This window comes from Terasakiella pusilla DSM 6293 (assembly GCF_000688235.1).
Taxonomy (GTDB): domain Bacteria; phylum Pseudomonadota; class Alphaproteobacteria; order Rhodospirillales; family Terasakiellaceae; genus Terasakiella; species Terasakiella pusilla.
In genome coordinates this window covers 184,413-209,304 of record NZ_JHYO01000003.1, presented here as the reverse complement: position 1 = coordinate 209,304, position 24,892 = coordinate 184,413, and the positions used below count along the sequence as shown (strand labels likewise).

27 protein-coding genes and 1 tRNA gene are annotated in these 24,892 nt (G+C 51.5%); 19 read left to right on the top strand and 9 right to left on the bottom strand.

Translation table 11 applies throughout. From position 1 onward, the window contains the following. The coding region (locus Q397_RS0103390) for a transposase (RefSeq protein ID WP_028878209.1) at positions 1-230 on the top strand (230 nt) is incomplete at its 5' end. A 149-nt stretch (positions 231-379) separates the two neighbouring features. On the opposite strand, the gene Q397_RS0103385 is transcribed toward Q397_RS0103390, so the two are convergent. After that, positions 380-967: a DJ-1/PfpI family protein gene (locus Q397_RS0103385; RefSeq protein WP_028878208.1), complete on the bottom strand. Its 588-nt coding sequence runs from the start codon at positions 965-967 to the stop codon at positions 380-382. Between the two features lie 247 nt (positions 968-1,214). Here Q397_RS0103385 and Q397_RS20895 point away from each other — a divergent pair, with 247 nt between their 5' ends. The 6 genes from Q397_RS20895 to Q397_RS0103355 all read left to right on the top strand — a co-directional run bounded on the left by Q397_RS20895 (position 1,215) and on the right by Q397_RS0103355 (position 6,025). Then, complete coding sequence (locus Q397_RS20895) at positions 1,215-1,712, top strand: hypothetical protein (protein WP_051609666.1); 498 nt, start codon at positions 1,215-1,217, stop codon at positions 1,710-1,712. Positions 1,713-1,935: 223 nt separating this feature from the next. Further along, entirely contained in the window at positions 1,936-2,673 is a 738-nt protein-coding gene (glnH, locus tag Q397_RS0103375; protein ID WP_028878207.1) for a glutamine ABC transporter substrate-binding protein GlnH, read from the top strand. Positions 2,674-2,745: 72 nt separating this feature from the next. Beyond that, entirely contained in the window at positions 2,746-3,402 is a 657-nt protein-coding gene (gene glnP / locus Q397_RS0103370; protein WP_028878206.1) for a glutamine ABC transporter permease GlnP, read from the top strand. Further along, on the top strand, positions 3,399-4,127 hold the full coding sequence (gene glnQ / locus Q397_RS0103365) for a glutamine ABC transporter ATP-binding protein GlnQ (protein WP_028878205.1): 729 nt from the start codon (positions 3,399-3,401) through the stop codon (positions 4,125-4,127). The genes glnP and glnQ overlap by 4 nt, the downstream gene beginning before the upstream one ends. Then, positions 4,117-5,148, top strand: a complete 1,032-nt coding sequence (locus tag Q397_RS0103360) for a C45 family autoproteolytic acyltransferase/hydrolase (protein ID WP_028878204.1) — start codon at positions 4,117-4,119, stop codon at positions 5,146-5,148. The genes glnQ and Q397_RS0103360 overlap by 11 nt, the downstream gene beginning before the upstream one ends. 85 nt (positions 5,149-5,233) lie before the next feature. Next, positions 5,234-6,025 carry a MurR/RpiR family transcriptional regulator gene (locus Q397_RS0103355; protein ID WP_169737964.1) on the top strand — a complete coding sequence of 264 codons (792 nt, stop codon included), beginning with the start codon at positions 5,234-5,236 and terminating at the stop codon, positions 6,023-6,025. Positions 6,026-6,035: 10 nt separating this feature from the next. Here the strand turns inward: Q397_RS0103355 and Q397_RS0103350 are convergent, their stop codons facing one another. After that, positions 6,036-6,524, bottom strand: coding sequence for a MarR family winged helix-turn-helix transcriptional regulator (locus Q397_RS0103350; protein WP_028878202.1), 489 nt, complete (start codon positions 6,522-6,524; stop codon positions 6,036-6,038). Positions 6,525-6,634: 110 nt separating this feature from the next. On the opposite strand from Q397_RS0103350, the gene Q397_RS0103345 reads away from it, so the two are divergent. From Q397_RS0103345 to Q397_RS20890, 5 genes are all read left to right on the top strand, one after another. Continuing rightward, positions 6,635-7,234, top strand: coding sequence for a nitroreductase family protein (locus Q397_RS0103345; protein WP_028878201.1), 600 nt, complete (start codon positions 6,635-6,637; stop codon positions 7,232-7,234). After that, the gene (locus tag Q397_RS0103340) at positions 7,227-8,135 is read left to right on the top strand and encodes a DMT family transporter (RefSeq protein WP_028878200.1); all 909 of its coding nucleotides are present in this window, start codon (positions 7,227-7,229) and stop codon (positions 8,133-8,135) included. Before Q397_RS0103345 ends, Q397_RS0103340 begins: the two co-directional genes overlap by 8 nt. A 67-nt stretch (positions 8,136-8,202) precedes the next feature. Beyond that, positions 8,203-9,261, top strand: coding sequence for a CobW family GTP-binding protein (locus Q397_RS0103335; RefSeq protein WP_028878199.1), 1,059 nt, complete (start codon positions 8,203-8,205; stop codon positions 9,259-9,261). Positions 9,262-9,284: 23 nt separating this feature from the next. Beyond that, positions 9,285-9,929, top strand: a complete 645-nt coding sequence (locus Q397_RS0103330; protein WP_028878198.1) for a DUF1007 family protein — start codon at positions 9,285-9,287, stop codon at positions 9,927-9,929. After that, positions 9,920-10,897, top strand: coding sequence for a nickel/cobalt transporter (locus Q397_RS20890; RefSeq protein WP_038012784.1), 978 nt, complete (start codon positions 9,920-9,922; stop codon positions 10,895-10,897). Before Q397_RS0103330 ends, Q397_RS20890 begins: the two co-directional genes overlap by 10 nt. A gap of 125 nt (positions 10,898-11,022) precedes the next feature. On the opposite strand, the gene nhaA is transcribed toward Q397_RS20890, so the two are convergent. Further along, positions 11,023-12,222, bottom strand: coding sequence for a Na+/H+ antiporter NhaA (nhaA, locus tag Q397_RS20885; protein ID WP_038012783.1), 1,200 nt, complete (start codon positions 12,220-12,222; stop codon positions 11,023-11,025). 123 nt (positions 12,223-12,345) lie between these two features. Here nhaA and Q397_RS0103315 point away from each other — a divergent pair, with 123 nt between their 5' ends. Next, entirely contained in the window at positions 12,346-13,254 is a 909-nt protein-coding gene (locus Q397_RS0103315; RefSeq protein WP_038012782.1) for a LysR substrate-binding domain-containing protein, read from the top strand. Position 13,255: 1 nt separating this feature from the next. Here the strand turns inward: Q397_RS0103315 and Q397_RS0103310 are convergent, their stop codons facing one another. The 3 genes from Q397_RS0103310 to Q397_RS20880 are packed head-to-tail and all read right to left on the bottom strand — an operon-like array spanning position 13,256 to position 15,259. Further along, positions 13,256-13,639 (bottom strand): Fur family transcriptional regulator, encoded by a 384-nt coding sequence (locus Q397_RS0103310; protein ID WP_028878196.1) that lies wholly within the window; start codon positions 13,637-13,639, stop codon positions 13,256-13,258. Beyond that, complete coding sequence (locus Q397_RS0103305) at positions 13,636-14,523, bottom strand: metal ABC transporter permease (protein WP_338056267.1); 888 nt, start codon at positions 14,521-14,523, stop codon at positions 13,636-13,638. The genes Q397_RS0103310 and Q397_RS0103305 overlap by 4 nt, the downstream gene beginning before the upstream one ends. Then, complete coding sequence (locus Q397_RS20880; protein WP_038012781.1) at positions 14,423-15,259, bottom strand: ATP-binding cassette domain-containing protein; 837 nt, start codon at positions 15,257-15,259, stop codon at positions 14,423-14,425. The genes Q397_RS0103305 and Q397_RS20880 overlap by 101 nt, the downstream gene beginning before the upstream one ends. Before the next feature lie 103 nt (positions 15,260-15,362). Between Q397_RS20880 and Q397_RS0103295 the strand changes: the two genes are divergently transcribed. Further along, complete coding sequence (locus tag Q397_RS0103295) at positions 15,363-16,382, top strand: zinc ABC transporter substrate-binding protein (protein ID WP_028878194.1); 1,020 nt, start codon at positions 15,363-15,365, stop codon at positions 16,380-16,382. Between the two features lie 15 nt (positions 16,383-16,397). Here Q397_RS0103295 and Q397_RS0103290 read toward each other — a convergent pair whose 3' ends face one another. Then, positions 16,398-17,102 (bottom strand): substrate-binding periplasmic protein, encoded by a 705-nt coding sequence (locus tag Q397_RS0103290; protein ID WP_169737963.1) that lies wholly within the window; start codon positions 17,100-17,102, stop codon positions 16,398-16,400. A 161-nt stretch (positions 17,103-17,263) separates the two neighbouring features. Here Q397_RS0103290 and Q397_RS20875 point away from each other — a divergent pair, with 161 nt between their 5' ends. From Q397_RS20875 to Q397_RS20870, 3 genes are all read left to right on the top strand, one after another. Then, positions 17,264-18,670 carry a tetratricopeptide repeat protein gene (locus tag Q397_RS20875; protein ID WP_051609664.1) on the top strand — a complete coding sequence of 469 codons (1,407 nt, stop codon included), beginning with the start codon at positions 17,264-17,266 and terminating at the stop codon, positions 18,668-18,670. Positions 18,671-18,732: 62 nt separating this feature from the next. Then, positions 18,733-20,604 carry a cyclic nucleotide-binding domain-containing protein gene (locus Q397_RS0103280; protein WP_028878192.1) on the top strand — a complete coding sequence of 624 codons (1,872 nt, stop codon included), beginning with the start codon at positions 18,733-18,735 and terminating at the stop codon, positions 20,602-20,604. Positions 20,605-20,729: 125 nt separating this feature from the next. Continuing rightward, positions 20,730-22,010, top strand: coding sequence for an HD-GYP domain-containing protein (locus tag Q397_RS20870; RefSeq protein WP_169737962.1), 1,281 nt, complete (start codon positions 20,730-20,732; stop codon positions 22,008-22,010). 56 nt (positions 22,011-22,066) lie between these two features. Here Q397_RS20870 and Q397_RS0103270 read toward each other — a convergent pair. Further along, positions 22,067-22,143, bottom strand: a tRNA-Arg gene (locus Q397_RS0103270). A 346-nt stretch (positions 22,144-22,489) separates the two neighbouring features. Between Q397_RS0103270 and Q397_RS0103265 the strand changes: the two genes are divergently transcribed. Continuing rightward, on the top strand, positions 22,490-23,596 hold the full coding sequence (locus Q397_RS0103265) for a hypothetical protein (RefSeq protein WP_240475013.1): 1,107 nt from the start codon (positions 22,490-22,492) through the stop codon (positions 23,594-23,596). Positions 23,597-23,720: 124 nt separating this feature from the next. Continuing rightward, positions 23,721-24,221, top strand: coding sequence for a xanthine phosphoribosyltransferase (gpt, locus tag Q397_RS0103260; RefSeq protein WP_051609662.1), 501 nt, complete (start codon positions 23,721-23,723; stop codon positions 24,219-24,221). Here gpt and Q397_RS0103255 read toward each other — a convergent pair. Continuing rightward, complete coding sequence (locus tag Q397_RS0103255) at positions 24,218-24,865, bottom strand: NnrU family protein (protein WP_051609661.1); 648 nt, start codon at positions 24,863-24,865, stop codon at positions 24,218-24,220. The two genes, gpt and Q397_RS0103255, sit on opposite strands and share 4 nt — an antisense overlap. Positions 24,866-24,892: the final 27 nt, after the last annotated feature.

Here is a 24,892-nt window from a genome sequence, read left to right as displayed (position 1 = left end):
CTTGGGGAAAAGCGATTTACAAACGGCGCAAGGAAACTGTGGAACGCAGTTTTGCTGATGCCAAACAACTACATGGGCACCGCTATGCCCGTCTGAGAGGCCTGACTAAAGTGAAAGAGCAATGCTTGATGGCAGCCACCGCCCAAAACATCAAGAAAATCGCCCTCATCTTAGCCCGTCTCAGGTTTTTATGGCGATATTTACCCACTGGAACGCCCACATATGCCTGAAAATGAAGCAGTGGAGCAACCTGCTTAAAGAAATGTCCAACAGAACAAAAAACACAACCTTATAGAAAATAACAAACCCCGCCAAAATTGACGGGGTTTGTCAGAGATCTGAGGCCCGCCTTTCAACGGTGGGCCTGTTTTTTTACGATCTAAAGCTCCAGCGCCTGTTTTGTCAGCGCAACATAATGGTCCTTTTCCCCGATCGGGGCGATGTAATGGACGATATCGGCCGCCGCCTCCCAACCCACTGCTTTGGTAATGGCCCATGCCGCCAGATAGTAGGAAGACAGACACCCCCCCGCAGACGCCACATTGCCTTCAACATACAAGGCTTTGTCACTAATCTCTGCCCCTTTTGCCGCCAGTTTCGGCGCGGTCATCGTATCTGTGGACAAGGTGGTTTTCAGCAAACCAAGTTTGTGCAAAAACAACGCGCCTGAACATTGTGACCCGATAATCTGGCGTGCCGGATCAAGGTTCAGTCGCGCCAAAAAGGCCTCATCCGCGGCATAGTCTGCGGTCTTCATACCACTGCCAAACAGAACGATATCTGCCTCATTGGCATATTCAATCGGTTGCTGGGCTTCGATCTTAACCCCATTCATGGACGTAACCTGCGGGTCGGGACAACACAACTGGACCTGCCAGCCTTCCACACGGACACGGTTTAACAGAGCAGACGCGATGAAGCTGTCCAGCTCGTTAAATTCCTGCAATGTGATAATTGCGACTTTCATAGAGCACCTTCTATCATTTTTTTAATTTCAGCCCCTGACTGTAAGACAAAATCGGATTTTGCCAAACCAAATTACCATCTTGCATTCTGTAAACAGCAATGGTAGGGCTAAAGGCAGGCAGTGAGGGCTGCCTTCCCGCAAAAGACGGTGTCACCCTTAATCTGATCTTATAAGAAGAGATTCATATCAAATTTGCTTTTAAGTTGACCAAGCGGGTGTGTCGATTGTCTTAGGAGTATTTTTGATCATGAACAGATCAATCGAAGAACTGAAAATCCGCGCAAAGAAATTGCAGAACAAAGCCTTAGAGGGCGAGGATGCCGCTTGCGCGCTGCTTGCTAAATATCGCATGACCCCAGACGGCCTGCAACGCAAGACCTGCCTCAATGTCATCGCCAAACAACAAGGCTTTACAGATTGGCGTCATGCTAAAACCGTGCTTGGCGGGGAAGCGGGTCGCGATGAGGATCAGGGGAGTTTCTGGCATTCCCCAAGCTGTAGTGGATTTCTCAACAACTGGTTTGCGCATTATAGCGAAGCCCGCGACTACCTGAGCCAAAACCCCGACATGTATCTTCTGCCCTACCAAAAGCAGTATATGGTCGTCGCGGAAAATTTCATCAAAGCCATCAACCTGTCCGAACAATGTGCGCCCTATTGGAAAGCGGTCGGTCATGACCTGATCGATGCCTATGGATCAAGCGCTTGGCAAACGTTGGTCTGGACACGAATCGTGCGCGGATAACACCTGCATATCGTAAAAAAAGGGGCGTGTTTGGCAACCATTCACGCCCTTTTTCAGGCCTCAGCCTACCCTTCAGCATCAATAAAAATTCATTAAAAACAATCCACTGTGACAAATTTGCAAAAATAATTGTAAATATCACTAAACTGTGCAAATATTTTTGCATGATGAAAAGTCAACGAACAAATTTTTGCAAACCTTATTGCTTACCCTGGAGGCCTTGATGAAAAAATTCTTTAAATTTGCAGCCGCAGCTGTATTTGCCCTCTGCACCCATACAGCCCAAGCTGAAGAGCTGATCGTCGCCACAGACACCGCTTTCGTCCCGTTTGAATTTAAGAAAGACGGCAAATATACCGGGTTCGACATCGACATGTGGGACGCCATTGCAAAGGAACTGAACGTTTCCTACAAACTGCAACCGATGGATTTTGCAGGTATTATCCCCGCCCTTCAGACCAACCAAGTCGATGCCGCCCTCGCCGGGATCACCATCAAGCCGTCCCGTCAGGAAGTCATCGATTTTTCCGACGGCTATTATAACAGCGGTCTGTTGCTGATGGTTGCCGCAGACAGCGATATCAAGGGTCTGGAAGACCTTAAGGGCAAATCGATGGCTGTTAAAACAGGCACTTCCACCTCAGATTTTGCGGAAGAAAACCTAAAAGAAACCGAACTGCGCAAATTCCCCAACATCGACAATGCTTATCTGGAACTGCGCTCCGGTCGTGTGGATGCCGCGATGCATGACACACCCAACGTGCAATATTACATCGCAACGGCTGGCAATGGTCAGGTGAAAGCGGTTGGCAAGCAGCAGATGGCGCATGAATACGGTATTGGCTTCCCCAAAGGCAGCAAGTGGGTTGCACCGGTCAACACGGCCCTTGCGAACATGAAAAAAGATGGTCGCTACGATGCGATCTACAAAAAATGGTTCGGCACCACGCCTTCTAAATAATCTCCCCTGCCTCAACAGGCCGGGCATATTTGTCCGGCCTTTTTTTCGATTTTTCTCTTACTGGATAAGTTTATGGAAACCGATTGGTCCGTCATTATCAAATTCCTTCCCGATCTTATCGAAGGTACCAAATCGACAATTTATATTACGCTTGCCGGGCTTATCGGTGGTCTGATTGTCGGTGCCGTTGCTGGTGTCATGCGCGCCTATGGCGGTAAAATCCTCAATGCCATTGCCTTTATTTATATCGAAGTTGTGCGCGGCACCCCCATTGTCGTGCAGGTAATGTTTTTATATTTCGCCCTGCCGATCCTTGCCAATATTCGCGTCGACCCTCTGAACGCTGCCATCCTTGCCATCGTGATCAACGCCGGTGCCTATATTGCCGAGATTGTGCGCGGCGCGCTTTTGTCCATTAACAAAGGTCTAACCGAAGCCGGACTCGCCATGGGCCTGCCCCACTGGAAAGTCCTGATCTATATCGTCGGCCCACTGGCCTTTCGGCGCATGATCCCGCCGCTTGGCAACCAGTTTATCGTCAGCCTGAAAGATACCTCCCTGTTTATCGTCATCGGCGTGGGTGAATTGACCCGTACCGGACAGGAAATTATGGCCTCCAACTTCCGTGCCGTTGAAATTTGGACTGCCGTTGCCGTGATCTATCTGATCCTGACAGGCGTGCTGACCTTTATTCTGCGCTTCACCGAAAAACGCATGAGATTACTATGAAGATCATCGAATTTAAAAATACGTCCAAATCCTTCGGTCCCCTCAAGGTACTGGATGGCGTTGACCTGACCATCAACACCGGCGAAGTCGTCGTGCTGATCGGCCCGTCTGGGTCCGGTAAATCCACCCTGCTGCGCTGTATCAACGGTCTGGAAGAAATCACCGGCGGCGATCTGATTGTAGATGATCTCAGCGTGCTTGGTCCGGCCAAAGACCTGCGCATGATCCGACAAGAAGCGGGCATGGTGTTTCAACAGTTCAACCTGTTTCCGCAACTGACAGCCTTACAAAACGTCGCTTTCGGCCCGCGCAAAGTCCGTGGTGCCCCCAAGGCAGAGGCGGAAGAGACCGCACGCGAACTGCTGGCAAAAGTCGGTCTGGCAGATAAGGAAAACCATCTCCCGTCCGAACTGTCCGGCGGTCAACAACAACGGGTCGCCATTGCACGTTCGCTTGCCATCAAACCCAAGGTCATGCTGTTTGACGAACCCACCTCCGCCCTTGACCCTGAATTAAAGCAGGAAGTGCTGAACGTTATGCGCCAGCTCGCAACCGAAGGCATGACCATGGTGGTTGTCACCCACGAAATGAATTTTGCCAAACAGGTCGGCACCCGCCTGATCTTTATGGAACACGGTAAAATCACGGTTGATGGACACCCGCGCGAGGTCATCGACAACCCACCGAATGAACGTTTGAAGGACTTTTTGCAGCATGTTGAATAAAAAAGAAGGCCGGATTGACTGGCTGTCAATCCAAGGCACACCCTTTGAAGTGGGACAAGCCCTTGGCAAAAAAGGCAAAGACGCTGTTCATACCTTACTCGTCCCCTCCTCCGACTGGGCGTTTATAACGGATAAACGTCACCAGAAACACGTTGAACGCCTGACCAAAAACACCCAAGACCAGTTTCCCACCATCTGGGCGGAACTGGAGGGGTTAGCCGCGGGCCTGGACCTGCCGATCAATGATGTCTTTGCGTGGAACTGTCGTGGCGATCTCTTTGCTCTCGCACCAGACGGCTGTACCAGCGTGCAAGTACCCGGTGACACTCCCGTCCTTGGTCATAACGAAGACGGCTACCCCTTCTTAAAGGAAAGCTGCTTTATTGCCGAGGTCGCGCCCGTGGGACAAAACGAGTTCTGGGCGTTTTGCTATCCCGGTTCCATCCCCGGACATACCTTTGCCCTGACGCAAAACAGGCTGGCAATGACCGTCAACAATCTGCGTCTTCTGGGCGTCGAAGCTGACCTGCCGCGCATGGTGATTTCACGGGCCGTCCTGCAACAAAGCACCTTGCAAGATGTGCTTGATCTGATCCAAAACAATTGCAACAGCGCAGGCTTTCATTTCAGTCTGCTGGATCAAATAACAGGGGCTTTCAAATCCGTTGAATTTGGGGCGGGGCAGTATCATTGCCATGACCTGCAAACGCCGGGTCTCCATGCCAACCATGCCTTGCACCTTGACATTGCCCAGCGGATAACAGACTCTTCTGGCGATCGGCAAACCAGAGGGGACGCCTTGCTTGCAAACGGGTGCTTTGAGGCTTTGTCCATCTTGCAGGATAAACACGCCACCGGCTTGCCAATCTATCGCGATACCCCAGATGATCCGGATAACGAAAACACGCTGGCGAGTGTGATCTTTACGTTGGGCCCGGATGGAATCGATTGGATGATCTATGACCAACAAAGCACAACCCCTGTCTATACCCGTCACAGCCAAAACGGAAAAACCGGCTGAGACAATAGCTGACTTGCGAGCTTTGATGGTTCGAATCACGCGGGGTCAATCTGATATAAATCTCGGAAGCAAGGCGTATGATGCCTTGGAACAAATTCTGAATTTAAAAGGTGACCCCGCCATGTTGTCGATCACGGCGCTTGCAAACCACATTGGGGTCAACGCATCGACCATCACCCGATTGGCGCGCTCCTTGGGTTACGAAAACTTTGTGGAATTTCGCAAAGTTTTGCTGAGTTCCGCCGTTTCGCCCAACACGGCGTTTTATTCCAATCAGGCACGCACAGCCTTGGACACCACCGAAGCGTCCAACCACAGCAAAGCCGAACAGTTGTGCCGCGAAAGCATGGCAAATACGAATCGTTTTTTAAATGATTTCGACCCCAAAGCCTTTGATCTGGCGGTGGAGCTTATCTCCAGCGCACCGCGCATCAGCGTTTTTGCCATTCGACAACTGCACGCCCTTGCCAGCTTTTTGGTCTATGGCCTGCGGATGATCCGGTCGGATGTCTCTTTGCTGGACAGTAACGCCCTTGGTCTTGCTGAAGGGGTTGCCGCCCTTGGGCCGGAAGGGGTACTGATCGCAGCCAGTTGCGCGCCCTATTCTCAACAGGTTGTCACCACCACCAAAGTTGCGGCCGAAAATGGTGCAACCGTTGTAGCCATCACCGACAGCCCCGGCTCCCCGCTGGTTAAATATTCAAAAACAGCCTTGTTTGTGCCCCATCAAACCAGCTTCATGTCCAATTCCCTCTCCACCTTTATTCTGGCGGCAGAGTGTCTGATCAACGGCTGTGCGGGCGCTAACCCGGAACAAACAAAAGCTGCCTTGAAAGATCGCGATCGCCTGATCGATGCCCTTGATATTGAGATGTAAACCAATGGATTTAAGACAGTTTTGCCAATAAGCGTCTAAGCTCGGCACGGTCCTCAGGGGTTAAGTTTTCGATCATTCTTTCCTCGGTTTCCACATGGGACACCACAAGGGTATCGACCAGATCGAATCCGGCATCGGTTAACGCAATCCTCAGGCCCCGGCGGTCATTGGGGTCCACGATCCGTTCAATCAAGCCGCGTTTTTCCAGACGGTCCAAACGGTTGGTCATCGCCGAGGTGGACAACATCATTTCTTTTGCCAATAAAGACGGCGAAAGGGTCTTCCCCTTGCCCTGACGACGCAACGTCATAATCACGTCAAACTGCGGATAATCCAGATCAAATTTCTTGGCATTGTCAGCAACCGCCTGCTTGATCCGGTCAGATGCCCGCCAGATATCCCCGCAAACAGCCATGGGGCTGGCATCAATATCCGGACGCTCTATCTTCCATTGCGCCACAATCTCGTCGGTATTTTTTGCGTTTTTAGCTTGACTCATTTTTGCCCCGTCTATATAGCTTTACATCAAATAGTTCGATATCAAATTACCTTACGTCAAATTACACACCCAACCTACTTTGCCTTCCCCCCGATGTAAAGGACAAGACGATGCAAGTGACCAATAACCGCAAAACCGACAATCCCATTGATCCCCTTTTCCTTAACCGTTGGTCCACCCGTGCCTATGATGGCGCTCCCATGGCAAAGGAAGATCTCATGTCCATGATCGAAGCCGCACGTTGGGCACCGTCAGCCTATAACATCCAGCCCTGGCGATTTATTTATGTGGAACGCACCGACCCCAACTGGGACGCCACCATCGCGCTGCTTGATCCGTTTAACGCCTCTTGGGGGAAAGACGCTTCGGCAGCCATCTTCCTGCTCTCGGACACATTGGTCAACGTCCCCGATTCAGACGATACCCGCCCGTCCGGCTATCACAGCTTTGATGCGGGCAGTGCCTGGGCGCAATTAGGTCTGCAAGCCCATCTGTTAGGCTATAGCGCCCATGCGGTTGCTGGGCTATATCACGACAAAGTAAAGGAACGTTTCAACGTACCGGAACGTTTCAAGGTGGAAATCGCCATCCTTGTCGGCAAGCGCACCACACCGGAAAAACTCCCTGAAGCCCTGCAAGAACGCGAAACACCAAGCCCGCGCCTTGCCTTTGACCAAATCGCCTTTGAAGGAAGTTTCAGCCATGAATAAGCTGCTGGATAGCCCCATCAACCTGCTGCTGACCACCGGCTTTCTGCTGGGGCTCAACCTTCCCCTTGGTAAAATTGCCAGCGATCATCAGGTATCGCCCCTGCTGTGGGCACTGCTTGTTTCCCTTGGGGGCGTGCTGTTTTTATTCCCCATCCTGTTGGTGCAACGTAAATTACAAAAGCCGACCTGGCATATGGTCCGTTTTGCAACCGTCTCCGGCGTGATTTCCTTTGCACTGCCCAACCTGCTGATCTTTGGTTTGATGGGCTATGTGGGGTCGGGCTACATGGGGTTAATGTACGCGTTATCCCCCGTTTTCACTCTGTTTTTTGCCATCCTGTTTCAGATGAAAACACCCGGTCGTATCGGTGTCTTTGGCGTCTGTCTGGGGTTTGTCGGCGCAGTCGTCGTCGCCCTGACCCGCGGCACAGCACCCGATGCACCTGCCCTCATGTGGATTTTAGCCGGATTGATCGTGCCGCTCAGTATTGGCAGCGGGAATATCTATCGCACCCTTGACTGGCCCAAAGGCGCGACACCAGACATGCTAGCGCTTGGCTCGCACATCGTCAGTGTCCTGATTTTCGTCGTTATCTTGCTGGTTCAAGTCGGCACTCTCCCGATCGAACCTTTATACGCGATCCCCGAAGTCACCTTTATGCAGCTTCTCTTTGCGGGCATGACCTTCCCCGTCCTGTTTAGACTGCAACAAAAAGGCGGGCCGGTTCTGTTATCGCAGATTGGATATGTGGCAGCAGCCGTCAGCTTGATCGCAGCAACCACCTTTATTGGGGAAACCTACCCCATTGCCACATGGTTGGGGGCTGTTGTCATCGCGGTTGGGATCTTCTTCTCCATTCTTGCGCAGGTGAAGACCCCCAAAGTCGCGGTGCAGGAGTAACCATCATTTAAAATGGGCACTTGAAATCGGGAGTGTTATATTATAACAGTTACAGCAAGGAGTAGATATGACACAACACATTCCCATTTCATTGCTGACCGGCTTTCTCGGGAGCGGCAAATCCACCTTGCTTTCTGATATTCTTCAAACAGAAGAATTCGCCAACACGGCCATCATCGTCAACGAGTTTGGCGATGTTGGCCTTGATGACTTTCTGGTTGTCCATAGTGAAGAACAGATCGTTGAAATGACGACGGGCTGTTTATGCTGCACCATCCGGGGCGACATCACCAACACCTTGCTTTCTCTGTTGGAAAAACGCGAAAATGGCGACATCAAGCCCTTTGATCATGTGATTATCGAAACCACGGGCCTTGCCGACCCCGCGCCCGTTCTCCATACCCTGACCACCCATCCGCAATTGATGACACAGGTGAAGCTGAACGGCACCTTGGTCACCATTGATGCGTTGAATGGGGAACATACCCTTGAAAATCATGACGAATATGTCAAGCAACTGGCCTTGGCGGACAAAATCGTCATTACCAAAACCGACATGGACCTTGATCCCGCGGCCCTGCATGATTTGAAGCAGAAGATCAAACAGATCAACAGCACCGCCCCTGTGATTCAAAAGCCTGCCAACCGTCACGACTTGCCCGCCCTGTTCCAGTATCAGGAACTCGATACACACGCCAGCCGCGCTGATCTTGCCAAATGGCTGGGCGATGACATTGATCACCACCATGATCATGACCACCATCACGATCATCATGATCATGACAGTCACGCGGGCGACATCCACACCTTTACCATCCAGTTTGAAGACGCGATTTCCCAACAGGCCTTTGTGCTTGCCATGCAAATGTTGCTCGGCAATCAGGGGAAAAACCTGTTGCGTATCAAAGGGATTGTGCATCTTGCCGAACAGCCGGAACGTCCCTATGTTATCCACGGCGTTCAACACGTCTTTCATGAGCCTGCGGTTCTGGAAAGCTGGCCCGATGGCAAACGCGAGACAATTTTGGTCTTTATCACCCGCGGCATCCCGAAACGTTCTATTGAAACTTACTTCAATACATGGCTCAATACTCAGAGTGTTGAACTTCTCAAGACTGTGGATTAACCCTGACAGGCGATTTCGAGCTGATGAAAAAACTGTTTCTAGCCTTTGCGTTTTGCACCCTTATCTTTAGCGCAAGCCCGAAAGCCCATGCCCACCCCCATAGCTGGATTGATCTGGAAACCACCCTTCTGTTTAATGAAGATGGACAGATCACCGGCTTATGGGTTGGCTGGCTGTTTGATGATTTCTATTCCGCCTTTACGTTGGAAGAAACACCGCGCAACAGCATGGGCGGCTACGACCAATCCTCGTTGGATGCACTGGCAAAACAGAACCTCAAAAACCTGTCCGAATATTCCTATTTCACCTTTATCCACGCTGACGGCAAGACCTTACCCCACAAAGAAGTCACCAAGTTCAAGACCTTTGTGGACAACAACCGTCTGTGGATGGAGTTTACGGTGGAACTTGAAACCCCCATTGATCCACGCACCCAAAAAATCGATTACGCCGTATATGATCCCACCTATTATGTAGAAATCCTTCATGCGGCAAAAGGCGATCCGATCCAGATGGTCGGCAACGTCAATGGCTGTGGCTATAGCCTGACAAGCCCGGAACCGCCGGAAGAACTCAGCCTGATGGCCGCGGCCCTTGATCAAGATGAAACCGCGGGTGACGGGATCGGCATTTCTTTTGCTGAAAGAGTTGTTCTCTCATGCCCCTGATTTTACTGCTGATCTGCGCGATCTGGCTGTTCCCCGTTGATGCCCTTGCCAGTGAGGCAAGTTATTGGACACAAACCGTCCATTATATCCGCGTGCAGCAACAACAGTTCCACCGCGAACTGGCGGGCGCCATCCGCGCCCTGCAAGACGGCGGCATCCAAGCCGTCTGGGGGATGGTCACCATCAGCTTCCTTTATGGGGTGTTCCATGCCGCCGGACCGGGCCACGGCAAAGCCATTATCAGCACTTACCTGTTGAGTCAGGAAAGCCAGCTTAAACGCGGCATTTTCCTGTCCTTTGCCTCAGCGTTCGTGCAAGGCTTAAGCGCTGTCGTCCTTGTGCAAGGGCTGGTGGGACTGGTCGGTCTGTCGCGCAGTGACGCAAAGGACACCGTTCCCCTGTTGGAAATGGTCAGCTTTGGCCTGATCGCGGTCATCGGATTGGTGCTGATCAAGCGCGCGAGCCTAGCCCTTTATCGCAAAAATAAAACTGCACCATCGCACGACCACGATCATCATCATGACCATTCACATGACCATGATCACAGCCACGATCACACCCATGATGATCATACCTGTAGCACCTGCGGACATTCCCATGCCCCCAGCGCTGACATGCTGGCTAAAAACACCAGCCTGCGCGACACCATCGCCATCATTTTTTCGGTAGGAATCCGCCCGTGCAGTGGCTCCGTCCTTGTGCTGATCTTTGCAGAAATTATCGGTTTAAGCTGGGCTGGGATTGCATCGGTCTTTGCCATCTCGTTCGGGACTGCCCTAACGGTCAGTGCCCTTGCCACCCTTGCCGTCTATTTTAGAAAAAGCGCTCTTTACCTTGCTGAACGCCAAGGCGGAGCGATGATCCAGAACCTGTCTCTGCTTGCGGCGCTTTTGGGCGGGGTGATCATCACAGGTCTGGGGGTTTCCTTACTCATCGAAGCCAGCGCCAGCCCTCATCCTCTCTTTTAAAAGAAAAAGGCAACATCTGTTTTACCAGCGCTGGGAGGCGCACGTCGGGGATGACCGGTAAAAGCAGATGTTGCCCGTGGTGTGAACCGCCCAAGATTGCAACGGCGGTTCACGCCGCACACCTCTTACGCGCGAGAAGGAACGTCAGAGATATTCGTATCCATTTGTGCGATGGCCCGTTTCAACACGACAACACCAAGGATCGTGGACAGGACCGACCCCATAATCACGCCCAAGCGCACCGCGTTTAACTGTTCAGCCGTATCAAAGGCCAGCGTCCCGATGAACAAACTCATGGTAAAACCAATCCCTGTCAGACAGGCAACGCCATAGACCTGCTTCCAGCCCACACCGCGCGGTAGACGACATAAGCCCAGCTTCACCGACAGGAAGGAGAAACTAAACACGCCCACTTGTTTACCGATAAACAGGCCGGCCGCGATCCCCAATGGCAGCGGGTCCAGCAAGCTTGCAAACGACATACCCGCAAAGGACACACCGGAGTTAAAGAAAGCAAAGATCGGGATAATCATAAAGGCCACCCACGGGTGCAGGCCATGTTCCACCGACTCAAGAGGGGAATGACCGTCTTTTTCTTCCAGCGGGACCGTCAGGGCAATCATTACGCCTGCCAAGGTCGCATGGACACCTGACTTTAAGACCCCAACCCAGACCACCAGACCGATCAGCACATAAGGCGTAATGGCGCGCACACCCAAACGGTTGAGCGCTACAAGGACACCAAAACCACCCAAACCAAACATCAAAGAGGTCGTCGACAGGTTGTCCGTATAGAACAGGGCAATCGCGATAATCGCACCCAAGTCATCGATAATGGCAATCCCCAGCAAAAAGACTTTCAGCGCAATCGGTACGCGCGGCCCCAACAGGGCCAAAATACCCAAGGCAAAGGCAATATCAGTCGCCGCCGGGATCGCCCAACCATCCAGATTAGCCGGATTTGACAGGTTGACACCGACAAATACAAGCGCCGGGATCATCATACCACCAACAGCCGCAATCAACGGCAAAGCCGCCCGGTCAATGCTGGAAAGCTCCCCTTTGACGACTTCTCGTTTGATCTCCAGACCAACCAGAAAGAAGAAGATCGCCATCAAGCCATCATTCACCCACAGCAAAAGGGGTTTGTTAATTTCAAGTGGTCCCGCTTTGACAATAACGGGCGCGTCCAGCAAAGCTGTGTACCACGATGATAAAGGGCTATTATTGATAATCAATGCCAGAAAAGCGGCAACAATCAAGACGATACCGCCAGCCGTATCTTTGTTAAAAAAGCCCTGTGGGGCTCCATCTGTGTGCGTCATATACTATGTCCACGAGTTGTTTTGCAATCGATCCTCATTATATAGTGACGATTTATATAAATATAATAGAAACAAATCATAAAAAATGATAGTTTCAGACTATCGAACTTATGGACCTTACTTATGACGACTTTACGCCAGTTAGAATATCTCGTTGCGGTTGATGATGAACGTCACTTTGGACGTGCCGCAGATCGGGTACATGTGGCCCAGCCCACCTTAAGCGCCCAACTCTCCACACTGGAACATCGCTTAAACACCCGACTGTTTGATCGATCGCGCAAAGGCGTCTCCCCCACCCCAGCAGGGCAAGAAATCATCGCCCGCGCGCGCAAAATCCTGTCCGATGTGGAAGAACTGGAAAAGTTTGCCAAGCAGATCGACAACCCCTTAAGTGGTCGCCTGCGTCTAGGCGTGCCGCCCACCCTTGGCCCTTATATTCTGCCCCATATCGTCCCGACCCTGCACGGCAAATTCCCGCAGCTTAAACTGTTTGTCAGCGAAGGCGCGCCCAACGATATCCAGATGCAGGTCAATGAGGGCAAGCTTGATGTTGCCCTCAGCCCCCTACCGCTTGTCGCCCCACAACTGATTACCGAACGGGTGTTTAAAGAACAGCTTCAAATCGTCATGGCCAGCGACCACCCGCTTGCCGGAAAACCCGTTTTGGAAGGCCGCGACTTGAAGGGGGAAAAAATTCTCGCCATGCAAGCAGGACACCACTTGCACAATCAGGTGAAGGAACTCTGTAGTATGTATGATGCAGAACTGCTTTACGATTATGCCGGTACCAGTCTGGACGCTTTGCGCCTGATGGTCGGGATGGGGGCGGGTATCTCGTTTTTCCCTTCCCTCTACATCCTTTCGGAAATTCGCGAACGCGAAGACCTGCTGATCAAACCTATGGGGGAAGAAACCCCCACCCGTGACATTGCCCTGATCTGGCGCAACGACAGCCGACTCGACACCCAATACCGAGAACTCGCAGACCTGTTCCGCCAAAAGAGTGAAGAAATTATGGGGCGGAAATAATCTAGTCGCAGCGGATACAGTGACCGCGCAGCTCAATCGTGGTCGATTTGGCGACAAAGTTGTTTTTCGCCGCCCAGCCTTGCAGCAAACCTGCGACCTCTTGCGGGCTAAACTCGCTGACTTTGCCGCATGCCTCACAAATAGAGAAAGCACTAAAGCCCTGATCATGATGGTCATGGGCACAGATCACAAACGCATTGAGACTTTCCAGTCGATGCACCAATTCCAGTTCCAGCAATTTATCAAGGGCGCGATAAATCTGCGGCGGGGCGCGCAAGCCCTCCTCACGCAACTCATCCAGCAAATTATACGCCGTCTGCGGCGTCTCTGCCCGTGTTAGCGCATCCAGCACCAATTGCTGGTTTTTTGTTAATTTGACCTTCATGCTTCCCCCCCTTTATTTCGGGCCAGCAAACTTAATCCAAACAACAACATCGCCGCAACCACAATGGACGGCCCCGACGGTGTATCAAATTCCAGCGATCCCATTAACCCGGCAACCACCGCAACAACACCGATCGCACTGGACAGCACCGCCATCTTTTCCGGCGTTGTGGCAAATCGGCGGGCACTGGCTGCAGGAATAATCAACAATGCCGTGATCAACAGCACCCCGACAATCTTGATCGCAATCGCCACAACCCCTGCCATCAGCACAATAAACACCAGTTTGCTGCGTTCCGGTCTAAACCCTTCCACAAGGGCGAGATCCTCGCTAATGGTTGCCACCAGCAAAGAACGCCAGACCACAGACAAGACCGCCAAAATGACAATCGCGCCCAAGTATACGATCACCAGATCCAGCTTGCTCACAGCCAAGATATCGCCAAACAAATAGGCTTCCAGATCAATGCGCACCCAGCTCATAAAAGCGACCAGCACAAGACCGATAGCGAGGGAAGAATGCGACAAAATCCCCAACAACGAATCGGTCGGCAAAGACTTACGCCGTTGTAACGCCACCAGAATAAAAGACACCAGCAGCGCAACGATAAACACACCAAAACTTAAAGACAGATCAAACAGAAACGACAGCGCGACCCCCAACAGCGCACTATGGGCCATCGTGTCGCCGTAATAGGCCATGCGGCGCCAGACCACAAAACAACCCAACGGCCCCACGCACAAGGCAATCCCGATTCCGGCCAACATCGCGCGGACAAAAAAATCATCCAGCATGATTTCCCCCTGTCGCTGACTCATCATCGTGATGTTCGTGATGATGGCCATCTTCATGATGGCAATGATCCGTGATGGTGCCATCTTCATGCAGCACACGGCCATCCACCAAGTGGGTATGATCGTGATTATGTTGGTACAGCGCAAAAGAAGCTGCCGCCTGTGCGCCAAAAAGTTCGCGGTATTTCGGGCTATTGGCAACCGATTGCGGGCTGCCCGTACAACAGACATGACCATTGAGGCACAAAACCCGATCGGTCTGCGCCATGACCACATGCAAATCGTGGGAGATCAGCAAAATGCCACAACCGGTTTCATCGCGAAATTGGCCGATCAGCTGATAAAGCGCCGCTTCCCCCGCATAATCCACACCTTGGGCCGGTTCATCCAACACCAGCAGGTCAGGCTTGGAGATCATGGCCCGCGCCAACAGCACACGCTGAAACTCCCCGCCGGACAAGCCATGAACCGGACTACCGGCGTGATCTTTCATGCCCACTTTTGTCAGCATATCCGCGATCTCGTCCGCGCCATGGTCACCGGCCATCCGCATCAAACGATCCACCGTCAACGGGAAGGTCGCATCAATAGTCAACTTTTGCGGGACATAGCCAATGCGCAAGCGCGGCTGTTTATGAGCGCACCCTTCTTGCAGGTCGATCAGGCCGATCGCTGCCTTGAGAGTCGTGCTTTTGCCCGACCCGTTGGGGCCGATCAGGCTCACAATTTCACCGGGGTTAACGCTCAGATCCACGTCACGGATCAACCAGCGCTCCCCCTTGCGAACGCCAGCCCCTTTCAGGGAAATAAGCGGAGATGCTTCCATTACTTCTGCACAGTTAATTCATGAATTTAAGACTTGATGACAGACATAGCATATGTAATAACATAACACAATTCGTTACATTATAACATTTCATGAGTTTGCGATGATTAAAAAAGCCCTTCTTGGCACCTCTCTTCTGGTTGGTTTAGGGGCTGCCCCTGCCTTTGCTGCGCCTGATGTTGTCGTCAGTATTGCGCCCCTACACTCTTTAACAAGTGCCGTGATGAAGGATGTGGCAACACCAACCTTGCTGATCGAAGGCGTCCAATCCCCGCACAGCTTTTCGCTGAAACCTTCAGATGCGAGCAAAGTTCAAAATGCAGACATTATCTTCTGGATTTCACCGGACCTTGAATCCTTCCTGCCCAAAAGCCTCGCGTCCCTGAACCCGAACGCTAAATCTGTCACGATGGATGCGCTCATCGATCACGCTGACACTCATGAAAAACATGATGATGACAAAGATCATGATCATGAACACGACCATAAGCATGAAGACACACATGCGGATGAAAAACACGATGATCATAAACATGAGCCTGCAAATGATACCCACACACATGACGAGCACGCTCATAACGATGACGATGACCACCACCATCATCATGATAAAGACCCGCATATCTGGCTCAATACTGAGCATGCCATAGAGATGGTAGAGAAGATCGAGCACGCGCTAGTCGAAGCCGATCCAGATCATGCAGAGACCTACAAGAAAAATGCCCACGAACTGGAAGAACGCCTGGAATCCTTGGGTAAGGAATTAGAAAAATTACTAACTCCAATCAAAGATAAGCCTTTTTTCGTTTTTCATGACGCCTACGGGCATCTGCAAGAACAGTATAAACTGAACGTCGCCGGGACAGTATCTGTCTCCCCGAACCAAACGCCCGGCGCCAAACGCATCAAAGAAATTCAACATTCTTTAGCGGAAAAGAACGTCGTCTGCGTTTTCTCTGAACCACAGTTCAAAGCCAAAATGGTCCAGACCATTATTGAAGGTACATCCGTTAAAACGGCAGAACTTGACCCCTTGGGTGCCGACATTCCTGCCGGACCGGATCACTATGAAACCATGATGCGGGCATTGGCGACGACCATCAACGGATGCTTGTCCCAATAAGAAGAAGCGTCAATTTTAAAAGGCGGGATTATTCACACCGTAAGACTGGATAATCTCGTCATATCGGCCCTTCTCCTTGAGCAGCTTCAAGCCGTGATTAAAGGCTTCACACACCACATCGTCTCTAAAAACGGCCTTGAAGTTGCCGGGGGAAAATATCTTATGATAGGTGACCTCCTGCTCCACATTCACCTGCAACGCAACACTCGGGTCCTTGCGGTACCATTCAAAAATATATCGGTCCGCCACGACCACGTCAGCGCGTCCCGTAAACAACTGTTTCAGTTGCGCGCGTTGATCAGCCATTTCATGATATTTCGGGTTTTGATCTGCCAGTTCCCGAAATTCGGCCCCAAGATAATCCTTGGCATTTTGAAATGAGACAAGGCGCCGCCCCGCCAGATCAGAGATGTCTTTCACATCAAGATTGCGCTTTTTCAAGGTAATGGCGACATTCCAGTATGTGATATGGCTATCGGTATAACAGCCTGCCAAATCCGGGCGTCCCGTCGACATGATCCCGTCCACCTGCGCATATTCCAACAAATGCAAGGTTCGGCTCAACGGCACATACACCGGATACATGTGATAGCCCTGCGACGCCAATGCCTCTTTTAAAATATCAAATTCAATCCCCCGGTTCTCGCTTTCGATCACATAAGGCGGAATGGATGACCCCACCGCAACACGCAGCGTTTTCGCCTGAAGAGGCAAAGCCACCCCACACATCACGATCAACAACGTAAAGCATAAAAACCGTTTTCTTTTCATAGAAAGCAGACTGAAGACTAAAACCACCTAAGACAAGGTTTATTTCCTTTCATTTTCTTGCAATTTTCGGAATACTCCCTTCAGGAAATACACTTAGAATGATACAGCAGATGAATGAAAAAACTGGCACACTAGACTTCGCAGACCTCAGCCCTGCCGAAAAAGCCCATTCTTTCTTCATCAAAGCCGTGAAGTCCCACAAACAATGCGATTTTGAAAAAGCATTGAGCCTTTACGGGAAATCCATTGCCTATAATCCCCACCACGCAGACACCTATAACAATATGGCGGTCGCCCTGCGTAAGTGCGGCCATTTTGAAGCCGCGCTTAGCTGTTACAAACGCGCCCTCTCCTTAAGAAAAGATCATGCGGGCACCTATTCCAACATGGGCAATGTCCTCAATGACCTTGATAGGATTGAAGATGCCCTGGCCGCCCACACACAGGCCGTCACCCTTGCGCCAGAGGATTTACTTTATCAGTATAACAAGGCATTGGCCTTGCGCGATGCCGGACAATATAAAGAGGCGCTCGCCCTCTTTGACCAGATTTTAAGCCAGAATCCGACCTATAAAGATTGTCGATGGGACCGGGCCATCACCTCTTTACTATCTGGAGATCTAAAAAGCGGTTTTGCCGACTATGATGCCCGTTGGGAGCTGAAAAAAAGCCCCGCACGCCATTTCCCTTTCCCGCGATGGAACGGAGAATCCCTCAAAGACAAGCGGCTGTTTATTCACCGCGAACAAGGTTTTGGGGATGCGATCCAGTTTATCCGCTTCCTTCCTCTGGTGAAGGAACGCTTCGGCGGGATACAAACTCTGGAATGTCAGCCCGAACTGATCGCCCTGTTTCAAGGCACCAATGCAATTGACGAGATCATCCCGTCTGGCACCCCGATCCCGACCTGTGATTACTGGATCCCCCTTATGAGCTTACCCCATCTGCTGGGTATTGAAGAAACGACACTTCCCTGCCACATCCCCTACTTAAGCCCAAGCAATACCAACACCTTTAATATCCGTCCGGCCCCGGCTGGTGGATTAAACATCGCCATCGCGTGGGGCGGCAGCCCAACTCATCAAAACGATCGCCGACGCAGCGCCGATCTGGAGAAATTTCTCCCCTTATGCGGCTATCCGGACGTGACCTTATTCAGCGTCCAGAAAGGGCCGCGCAGCCAAGACCTCCGGCAAACGGGAGGTGCCTGTTTAATTGTCGATGCAGGTGCAAAAATGCAAAATTTCGATCAAACCGCCAGCCTGTTGCACCAGATGGACCTCGTCATCACCGTTGACACATCCGTTGCCCACCTTGCCGGTGCCATGGGTAAACCTGTTTGGGTTCTGCTGCCCTTTGCACCAGACTGGCGATGGATGCATCAACGCAACGATAGCCCCTGGTATCCGACCATGCGCCTGTTTCGCCAACCGCGCCCCGGTGATTGGACCCGTCTCTTTGAAGATGTTTACCGCTGCCTGGAAGAAAAACTGGACAAAATCAAGCCACCCGCATGATAAGCTTCTCTTAATCATAACGGGCTATACTGCCTCGCAAGCTAAACAAGGGAATATTCCATATGTCCGATGGCGGGACAATTCGTAAATACAAGGACGGTGAGATTGTCTTCAAAGAAGGTGATCCCAGTGGATCTGCCTATGTCATTATGAAAGGCGCTGTTGAGCTGACAAAAAATAGCCAACATGGCGCCGTCGTGCTTGCCAAATTAAAAGTCGGTGAACTGTTTGGTGAAATGGGCATCATTGATGGCAGCGCGCGCAGTGCGACCTGCCGCGCCATCGGCAACTGCGCGCTGAAAGAAATTTCGCCACAATCCCTGATGAGCGGCATCCAGAATGACCCGGATCTCTCCTCAAAAGTCATGACCAAACTGGTAGAGCGCCTGCGTCTTGCCGATGAGATGCTCGCCAATGCCGGCATTTCGTCTTCCGGCGCCGCAACACCCAAACCACCCGCCAAACAAGGCGCGACCGGGACACCACCTAAAAAGAAAGGCTTTTTTTCCCGCCTGTTCAGTCCCCAAAAAGGCCGAGAAGCCACCTTCGAGATATTGGTTGCAGACCTGTTTGATGACCCGGATCAAACCGCCACACTCGCCCTTTTTGACACTCTAAAAGCCATGGCGGAGAAACTTGGCGGCAGCCTGATCAATGTGCGCCGAACCAACAGCACCTTTGCTTTTGCCGACTTTTCCGACACCCCGATGGTATGGGGACAGGTCCGTACCACCGCACAAGCCACCCTAAAGGAAGAAGAAGGCGACCTGCTTCTTTGGGGACAAGTGCGCGCCCGCGGCGAAACCATTCACCTGCGTATGACCCAAAGCCTTCCCTTGCGCAGCATCCGGGCCGGTTATATCCAGCCTTGTGATAGCGTGGACATCCCCAGCGAGCTTGATGACGTCGTCGCCGGATACGTCTATGGCTGTGCCACGGGCGCACTTATCCCCATGAACCAGAACCAGCGTGATTGCTTTGTCGGCTTGCTTGGTCCTGCCCTTGATGCGGCACGCCCTGCGCTCAAAAAACGTATGCGCGAACTCGATCAGGATGAACAAATTCGCCTTGAAGTCGGTTTTGCCAATTTGCTTGCCACCTGCGGCCTGTTCAAAAAGATGCCCCAGCCGCTAAAAGAAGCCGAAGAAACCTACACCAAAGCCTTACGGTCCCTGCGCCGAACAAAATCAACACTGCTGGAAGGACTGATCAAACGCCATCTGGGCTATACACAAAGCGCGTGGTTTGAACTGGGCGGCGAAAGCAATCTGCTGGAAGCCGCCATTGAATCGTTGCGTGAAGCCAGCGAAAGCTTCACCCGCGATAGCTTTCCCCAAGAATGGGCGGAACTGCAAATGATGATCGGTCAATTGCTGTTCAAAAAAGATCAAATCAACGGAAACGATATGGCCCTGCGCGAATCCATCGCGGCCTATCAAAGTGCGTTGCAAGTCTATTCCGCCTCTACCGCCCCCAAACGCTGGGGAGATGCCAAACATCATCTGGCCCGCGCCCTTCAACTGCTGGGTAGTCAGCACGGTGATTTGGATATGATCGCCCGTTCTGCGGAAGCCTGTCGCGAAGCCCTGTCAGTGCGCAGCAAAATGCATGCGCCGATGCTGTGGGCTGCAACGCAAAACAACCTTGGCTCGGCCCTTTTTATGCTCTGTCAAAAAACCCGCAAACCTGAAACGGCTGAAGCCGCCGTCAAAGCCTTTCAGGCCGCCTTTGATGTCTATCAGGCCCGCAAAGCCGTAAAACTTGCCCAAATTACTGAGAAAAACCTGCTGCGCGCCAAAGAAGTTGCCATCACACTCGGGCCTATTCCCGCAGCCCTCAACGCGCCAGACGAAACCCCGGCCTTTGATGAGACAGCATTTTCCACAGCTGAAGAAACAACCGAAGTCATCGAAGACGAAGACACAGCGCAATAATTGCGCGTTCAATAAAATTTTATTCAAATTAAAAGTGTCGTTTTTACAATGTAATCTCGTTAATGTTGCCACATAACTTTAAAGCAACAGATCTACCGAAAAAGAAACTAGCGGATACACTTTACATGACACTGTCGCAAGATTTTGAGCAGCTCGAAATGGATGTCGGGCGCGCTGCCCACACAGTCACAACCGCCCTTGACTATGTGGGCGTCGATGACCGCAGCCATGGTCGTCGTGTCGGGCTGATCTGCCACCGCATTGCCCACCATTTGGGCTGGGACCGCGACAAGCGCCATTTTATCCTACTGGCTGGGATGCTGCATGATTGCGGCGTTTCCTCCACCGCGACCCACCAAAAATTACTCGATGAAATTGAATGGTCGGGCGCTGACGAACATTGCGTGCGCGGTGAGTTCTTTCTCAGTAGTTTTGAACCCTTCGAACCCTACTGCCAAGCTGTCCGCTATCATCACACACGCTGGGAAAATCTGCCCGAAGACATGCCCCACGACGTCAAGGAACTGGCAAACCTGATTTTCCTCGCGGATCGTCTGGATGTGGAATATTGCGTTTTTAGCCTCACCCACCCGCCTTATAAAGTCCTGCAAAGAAAATCCGAAATTTTGGGACGATTGGATCCTTTTGTCGGCAGTCTGTTTTCACCGACCCTGTTTCAAGCCGCCCGTGAAGCCGTGCAACGCGATAGCTTCTGGCTGGAACTGCGCGATGAATATCTGGATGAAGCGATTTTCGAAACCTTGGATTTTGCCGATCACAAAGTCGTCCTCAGCTTTGATCAGGTCGAAGCACTGGGTGAATTGATCTCTTTAATCGTCGATGCCAAAAGCCCGTTTACGCATTACCACAGTCTGCGGGTTGCCGATCTTGCCTACACCATTTCCGGCTTTATGGGGTTGACCGAAAAAGAACGCCGCACGCTTCGAATCGCCGGCCTGCTACATGATGTGGGGAAATTGCGTACACCGGACGAGATTCTGGAAAAACCAAATGCCCTGACCGACGATGAAGTTTCGCAGATGCGCAGCCACCCGCTGGACAGCAAACGCGTTTTAAAAGCCATTTTTCCCCATACCCCCATTGCCAAATGGGCCTCGGAACATCACGAAAAACTGGACGGGTCCGGCTATCCTTTTGGTTGGGCAGGTGATCAAATCGATATCCCAACCCGTATTCTGACCATCGCTGATATTTTTCAGGCGCTCTGCCAAAAACGCCCCTATCGCGCCCGTCTGCAAGCAGAAAAAGTCATCGATATTATGGAAGGTATGCAGGAGAAAGGGCAGCTTGATGCCGAAATTTTTGCCCTAACAAAAGCAAACGCAACCGAGCTATACAAAATCGCCATCCGCGAAGGCAGCCGGATGGCACCTGAACATTTGTAGAAAAAAAGAAAGACATAAAGCAAAACCCCAAGGCGTTAACCTTGGGGTTTTGAAAATGGCGCGCCCAGAAGGAGTCGAACCTCCAACCGCCTGATTCGTAGTCAGGTACTCTATCCAGTTGAGCTATGGGCGCTTATTTTGTTTCGGCCTGTGTGGCCTGCCCTCTTGGGGTGGCCGGAAAGTAGCCATATCACCCCCATTGGTCAAGAGGAAAAATTCACTTTTTTCAAAAAAAATTCAAAAAGTCGATTTTCTCAATAGTTAACTGCAAAAAAACCTAAATACGCCCTTGTCTGTGTTGTTTCCTTTAGGGTAAGATTTGGACGCAAATATCTGGGGGAACCAAGGCATACCTCAGGGGAATCTAACATTTTTTACAAACTGATCCATCTTGGGTCGGTTTTGGACTTAAAAAAAGGTAGCCGTACACTATGGTTCTTAAGTGGTCAAAGGCAGGGATAGTCATTTCAGCACTCGCGTTGTCTGCATGTTCATTCACCGAAGAAGCGCTCTGGCCTTCTCTCACGGGTGAGGAAACAACGCAGGACGCTGCTGCATCTGCAGAAGCTGCACAAAACGTTGCTGCAACGCAAATACAGGGGCAACCTGAACTGGGTAGCACAAATTTCGAACCTGCACCTGTCACCCCCGGTGAGGCAACAGGCACATTCGTTGGTAAAAAAGTTCAGGCCATGCGTGGCGAACTTGCTCAACTGATCGAACAAATCCGTATTCACAACAATGAACTTCAGGATCTGCGCGGCCAGACAATTCAGGACTCGCAGCGTTATCATGGCACAGTTGCCGCGATCAACGCGCGCCTGCAAGTCGGGACCACACCCGGTAACCCGATCCTGGTTCAACAGTTCAACAGCTCCCTGTCCGATCTGGACCGTCTGTCCAGCGACATTGCCCAAATGAATTCACTGGCGCAGAAAGTTGAAAAAGACTCCAGCATGTCTTCTTACATGCTCGAGTCCGTTCAAGCGACGTTCGGCATTTCCGGTGCGGTTGACGAAGATCACCGCCAACTGGCGATTTTGCAGGATGAAGTCAACCAGACTGTGATCCTGATCCAGCGCCTGCTGAGCGAAGTTGCCGAAGACGTTCGCCGTCAGACAAACTATGTTGCTGCGGAACGCGCCAACCTCAACACATTGGCCGCAGGCGTCAAAGCGGGTGAGATTTACGGCACGTCCCTGTCCAACCGCATGAGCGGGGCAAACACAGGCATCACATCTACAGTGACCCGTCCTAACTTCCAACGTACAGCCCAACCGACAAACCGCCGTCCATTGGTTGTGATCCGTTTCGATCGTTCCAAAGTGAACTATCAACAAGCGATCTACACAACCGTGAAACAGGTTCTGGATCGTCGCCCGGACGCTGTATTTGATCTGGTTGCCATCACGCCGTCCCAACTGTCACCGGGTCAGCAAGCCATTGGCACAACGCAAGCACGCCGTCAGGCGGAACAGGTTCTGCGTAGCCTGACAGAAATGGGTTTACCGCCGAGCCGCGTTGCCTTGAGCGCGAGCACCAGTGCATCGGCACAGACAAACGAAGTTCACCTTTATCTTCGTTAAGTCTCCCCTGATTGAAAAAACCGGTTCTTTTTTTAAGGACCGGTTTTTTTATGCCTTTGACTTGACCAGCCGTTCAAGTTATTAGAAAGGCCAAAATCGCTATACATATAAGGATCGAAGTAACATGGCATCTTTAGAAGACGATATTGTTTCCGAAATCGTTTCTTGGGCAGAGGTTCATAAAGACACTCGCAAGCTGGCGCGTGAACTCTCCAAACGTGAAAAATTCAAAGGCATTATCGCCATCACCCGTGGCGGCTTGATCCCTGCGGCGATTATGGCGCGTGAGCTGGGCTTGAAACTGATCGATACAGTTTGTTGCGAAGCCTACCGCGACGAAGCGGCAGAACTGAACGGCACGCCGGTAAATGTCATGAAAAAAGCCACAGAAACCGAAGACGGTGAAGGCTTCCTGTTGATTGACGATCTGGTTGACACCGGCACCACTGCTAAAGTCGTGCGCGAAATGCTGCCAAAAGCCTACTTCGTGACATTATATGCCAAACCGGAAGGCAAACCGCTGGTCGATTCTTTTGTAAAAGAAGTAGAGCAGGAAACATGGGTCTTCTTCCCATGGGATACACAGCTGCAATACAGCAAGCCGATCGGCACCAATAAAGGCTAAGGCCAGTATATTGGCGCGACACCGATAACGGGTTCGTGCGCGATCACCAGTCCTATATATAAAAGGACAGTTGCGATCCAGCGCATGAGCCCGATTTGAGGCCAGCCTCTTTTCGTCTGATCCATCAGACTTTGCCATCTCTCATATCCCAATTGCCGTTGGCGCTTTTGCACCATGGATCGCGGACCATAGAGACTCAGCGCCCCCATCGTCCCGAAAAACAGCAGGGACGCCAGATCCCCATTGGGCAAAATGTGAATAAATGACCATCCCGCCAGACCGACAAGGGCCGGATGACGCGTGAGCGCAACAATCCCCGGACGTGCAGGATCATATCCCTTCCCTCCTTTCCCTAACGAAAAGGGATTAGGTTGGGAAAACGCGCAGACCCACAACAAACAGACAAAAAACATCACCAACAGCACCGTATGGCGCATCCACGTCTGCATAAGCCACAGTTCCACATAGGGCGCGTTGAGATAGCTTGCGATCACCCAAATAAACAAGGCAAGTGAAACCACCCCATATGCGGACATAAAAGAGCGTTCCCCCATGCGATCAACCAGTTGCTGACGTAACGGCTGATAGGACGGGACGACATGGGCTGCCAAAAAAACAGCAATAGAAAAAAGAAGTTGGCTCATGACCTTTACAATATACCCCCTCGCCCG

Coding starts and splice junctions, on each gene's coding strand:
- glnH (WP_028878207.1), top strand. CDS start 1,936: ATGAAAAAATTCTTTAAATTTGCAGCCGCAGCTGTATTTGCCCTCTGC.
- Q397_RS20890 (WP_038012784.1), top strand. CDS start 9,920: ATGCCCCTGATTTTACTGCTGATCTGCGCGATCTGGCTGTTCCCCGTT.
- Q397_RS20875 (WP_051609664.1), top strand. CDS start 17,264: ATGAATGAAAAAACTGGCACACTAGACTTCGCAGACCTCAGCCCTGCC.
- Q397_RS0103350 (WP_028878202.1), bottom strand. CDS start 6,524: ATGAGTCAAGCTAAAAACGCAAAAAATACCGACGAGATTGTGGCGCAA.
- Q397_RS0103280 (WP_028878192.1), top strand. CDS start 18,733: ATGTCCGATGGCGGGACAATTCGTAAATACAAGGACGGTGAGATTGTC.
- Q397_RS0103340 (WP_028878200.1), top strand. CDS start 7,227: ATGAATAAGCTGCTGGATAGCCCCATCAACCTGCTGCTGACCACCGGC.
- Q397_RS0103330 (WP_028878198.1), top strand. CDS start 9,285: ATGAAAAAACTGTTTCTAGCCTTTGCGTTTTGCACCCTTATCTTTAGC.
- Q397_RS0103295 (WP_028878194.1), top strand. CDS start 15,363: ATGATTAAAAAAGCCCTTCTTGGCACCTCTCTTCTGGTTGGTTTAGGG.
- glnQ (WP_028878205.1), top strand. CDS start 3,399: ATGAAGATCATCGAATTTAAAAATACGTCCAAATCCTTCGGTCCCCTC.
- Q397_RS0103305 (WP_338056267.1), bottom strand. CDS start 14,523: ATGAAGATGGCACCATCACGGATCATTGCCATCATGAAGATGGCCATC.
- Q397_RS0103315 (WP_038012782.1), top strand. CDS start 12,346: ATGACGACTTTACGCCAGTTAGAATATCTCGTTGCGGTTGATGATGAA.
- Q397_RS0103345 (WP_028878201.1), top strand. CDS start 6,635: ATGCAAGTGACCAATAACCGCAAAACCGACAATCCCATTGATCCCCTT.
- Q397_RS0103335 (WP_028878199.1), top strand. CDS start 8,203: ATGACACAACACATTCCCATTTCATTGCTGACCGGCTTTCTCGGGAGC.
- Q397_RS20895 (WP_051609666.1), top strand. CDS start 1,215: ATGAACAGATCAATCGAAGAACTGAAAATCCGCGCAAAGAAATTGCAG.
- Q397_RS20880 (WP_038012781.1), bottom strand. CDS start 15,259: ATGGAAGCATCTCCGCTTATTTCCCTGAAAGGGGCTGGCGTTCGCAAG.
- nhaA (WP_038012783.1), bottom strand. CDS start 12,222: ATGACGCACACAGATGGAGCCCCACAGGGCTTTTTTAACAAAGATACG.
- gpt (WP_051609662.1), top strand. CDS start 23,721: ATGGCATCTTTAGAAGACGATATTGTTTCCGAAATCGTTTCTTGGGCA.
- Q397_RS0103310 (WP_028878196.1), bottom strand. CDS start 13,639: ATGAAGGTCAAATTAACAAAAAACCAGCAATTGGTGCTGGATGCGCTA.
- glnP (WP_028878206.1), top strand. CDS start 2,746: ATGGAAACCGATTGGTCCGTCATTATCAAATTCCTTCCCGATCTTATC.
- Q397_RS0103385 (WP_028878208.1), bottom strand. CDS start 967: ATGAAAGTCGCAATTATCACATTGCAGGAATTTAACGAGCTGGACAGC.
- Q397_RS0103255 (WP_051609661.1), bottom strand. CDS start 24,865: ATGAGCCAACTTCTTTTTTCTATTGCTGTTTTTTTGGCAGCCCATGTC.
- Q397_RS20870 (WP_169737962.1), top strand. CDS start 20,730: ATGACACTGTCGCAAGATTTTGAGCAGCTCGAAATGGATGTCGGGCGC.
- Q397_RS0103360 (WP_028878204.1), top strand. CDS start 4,117: ATGTTGAATAAAAAAGAAGGCCGGATTGACTGGCTGTCAATCCAAGGC.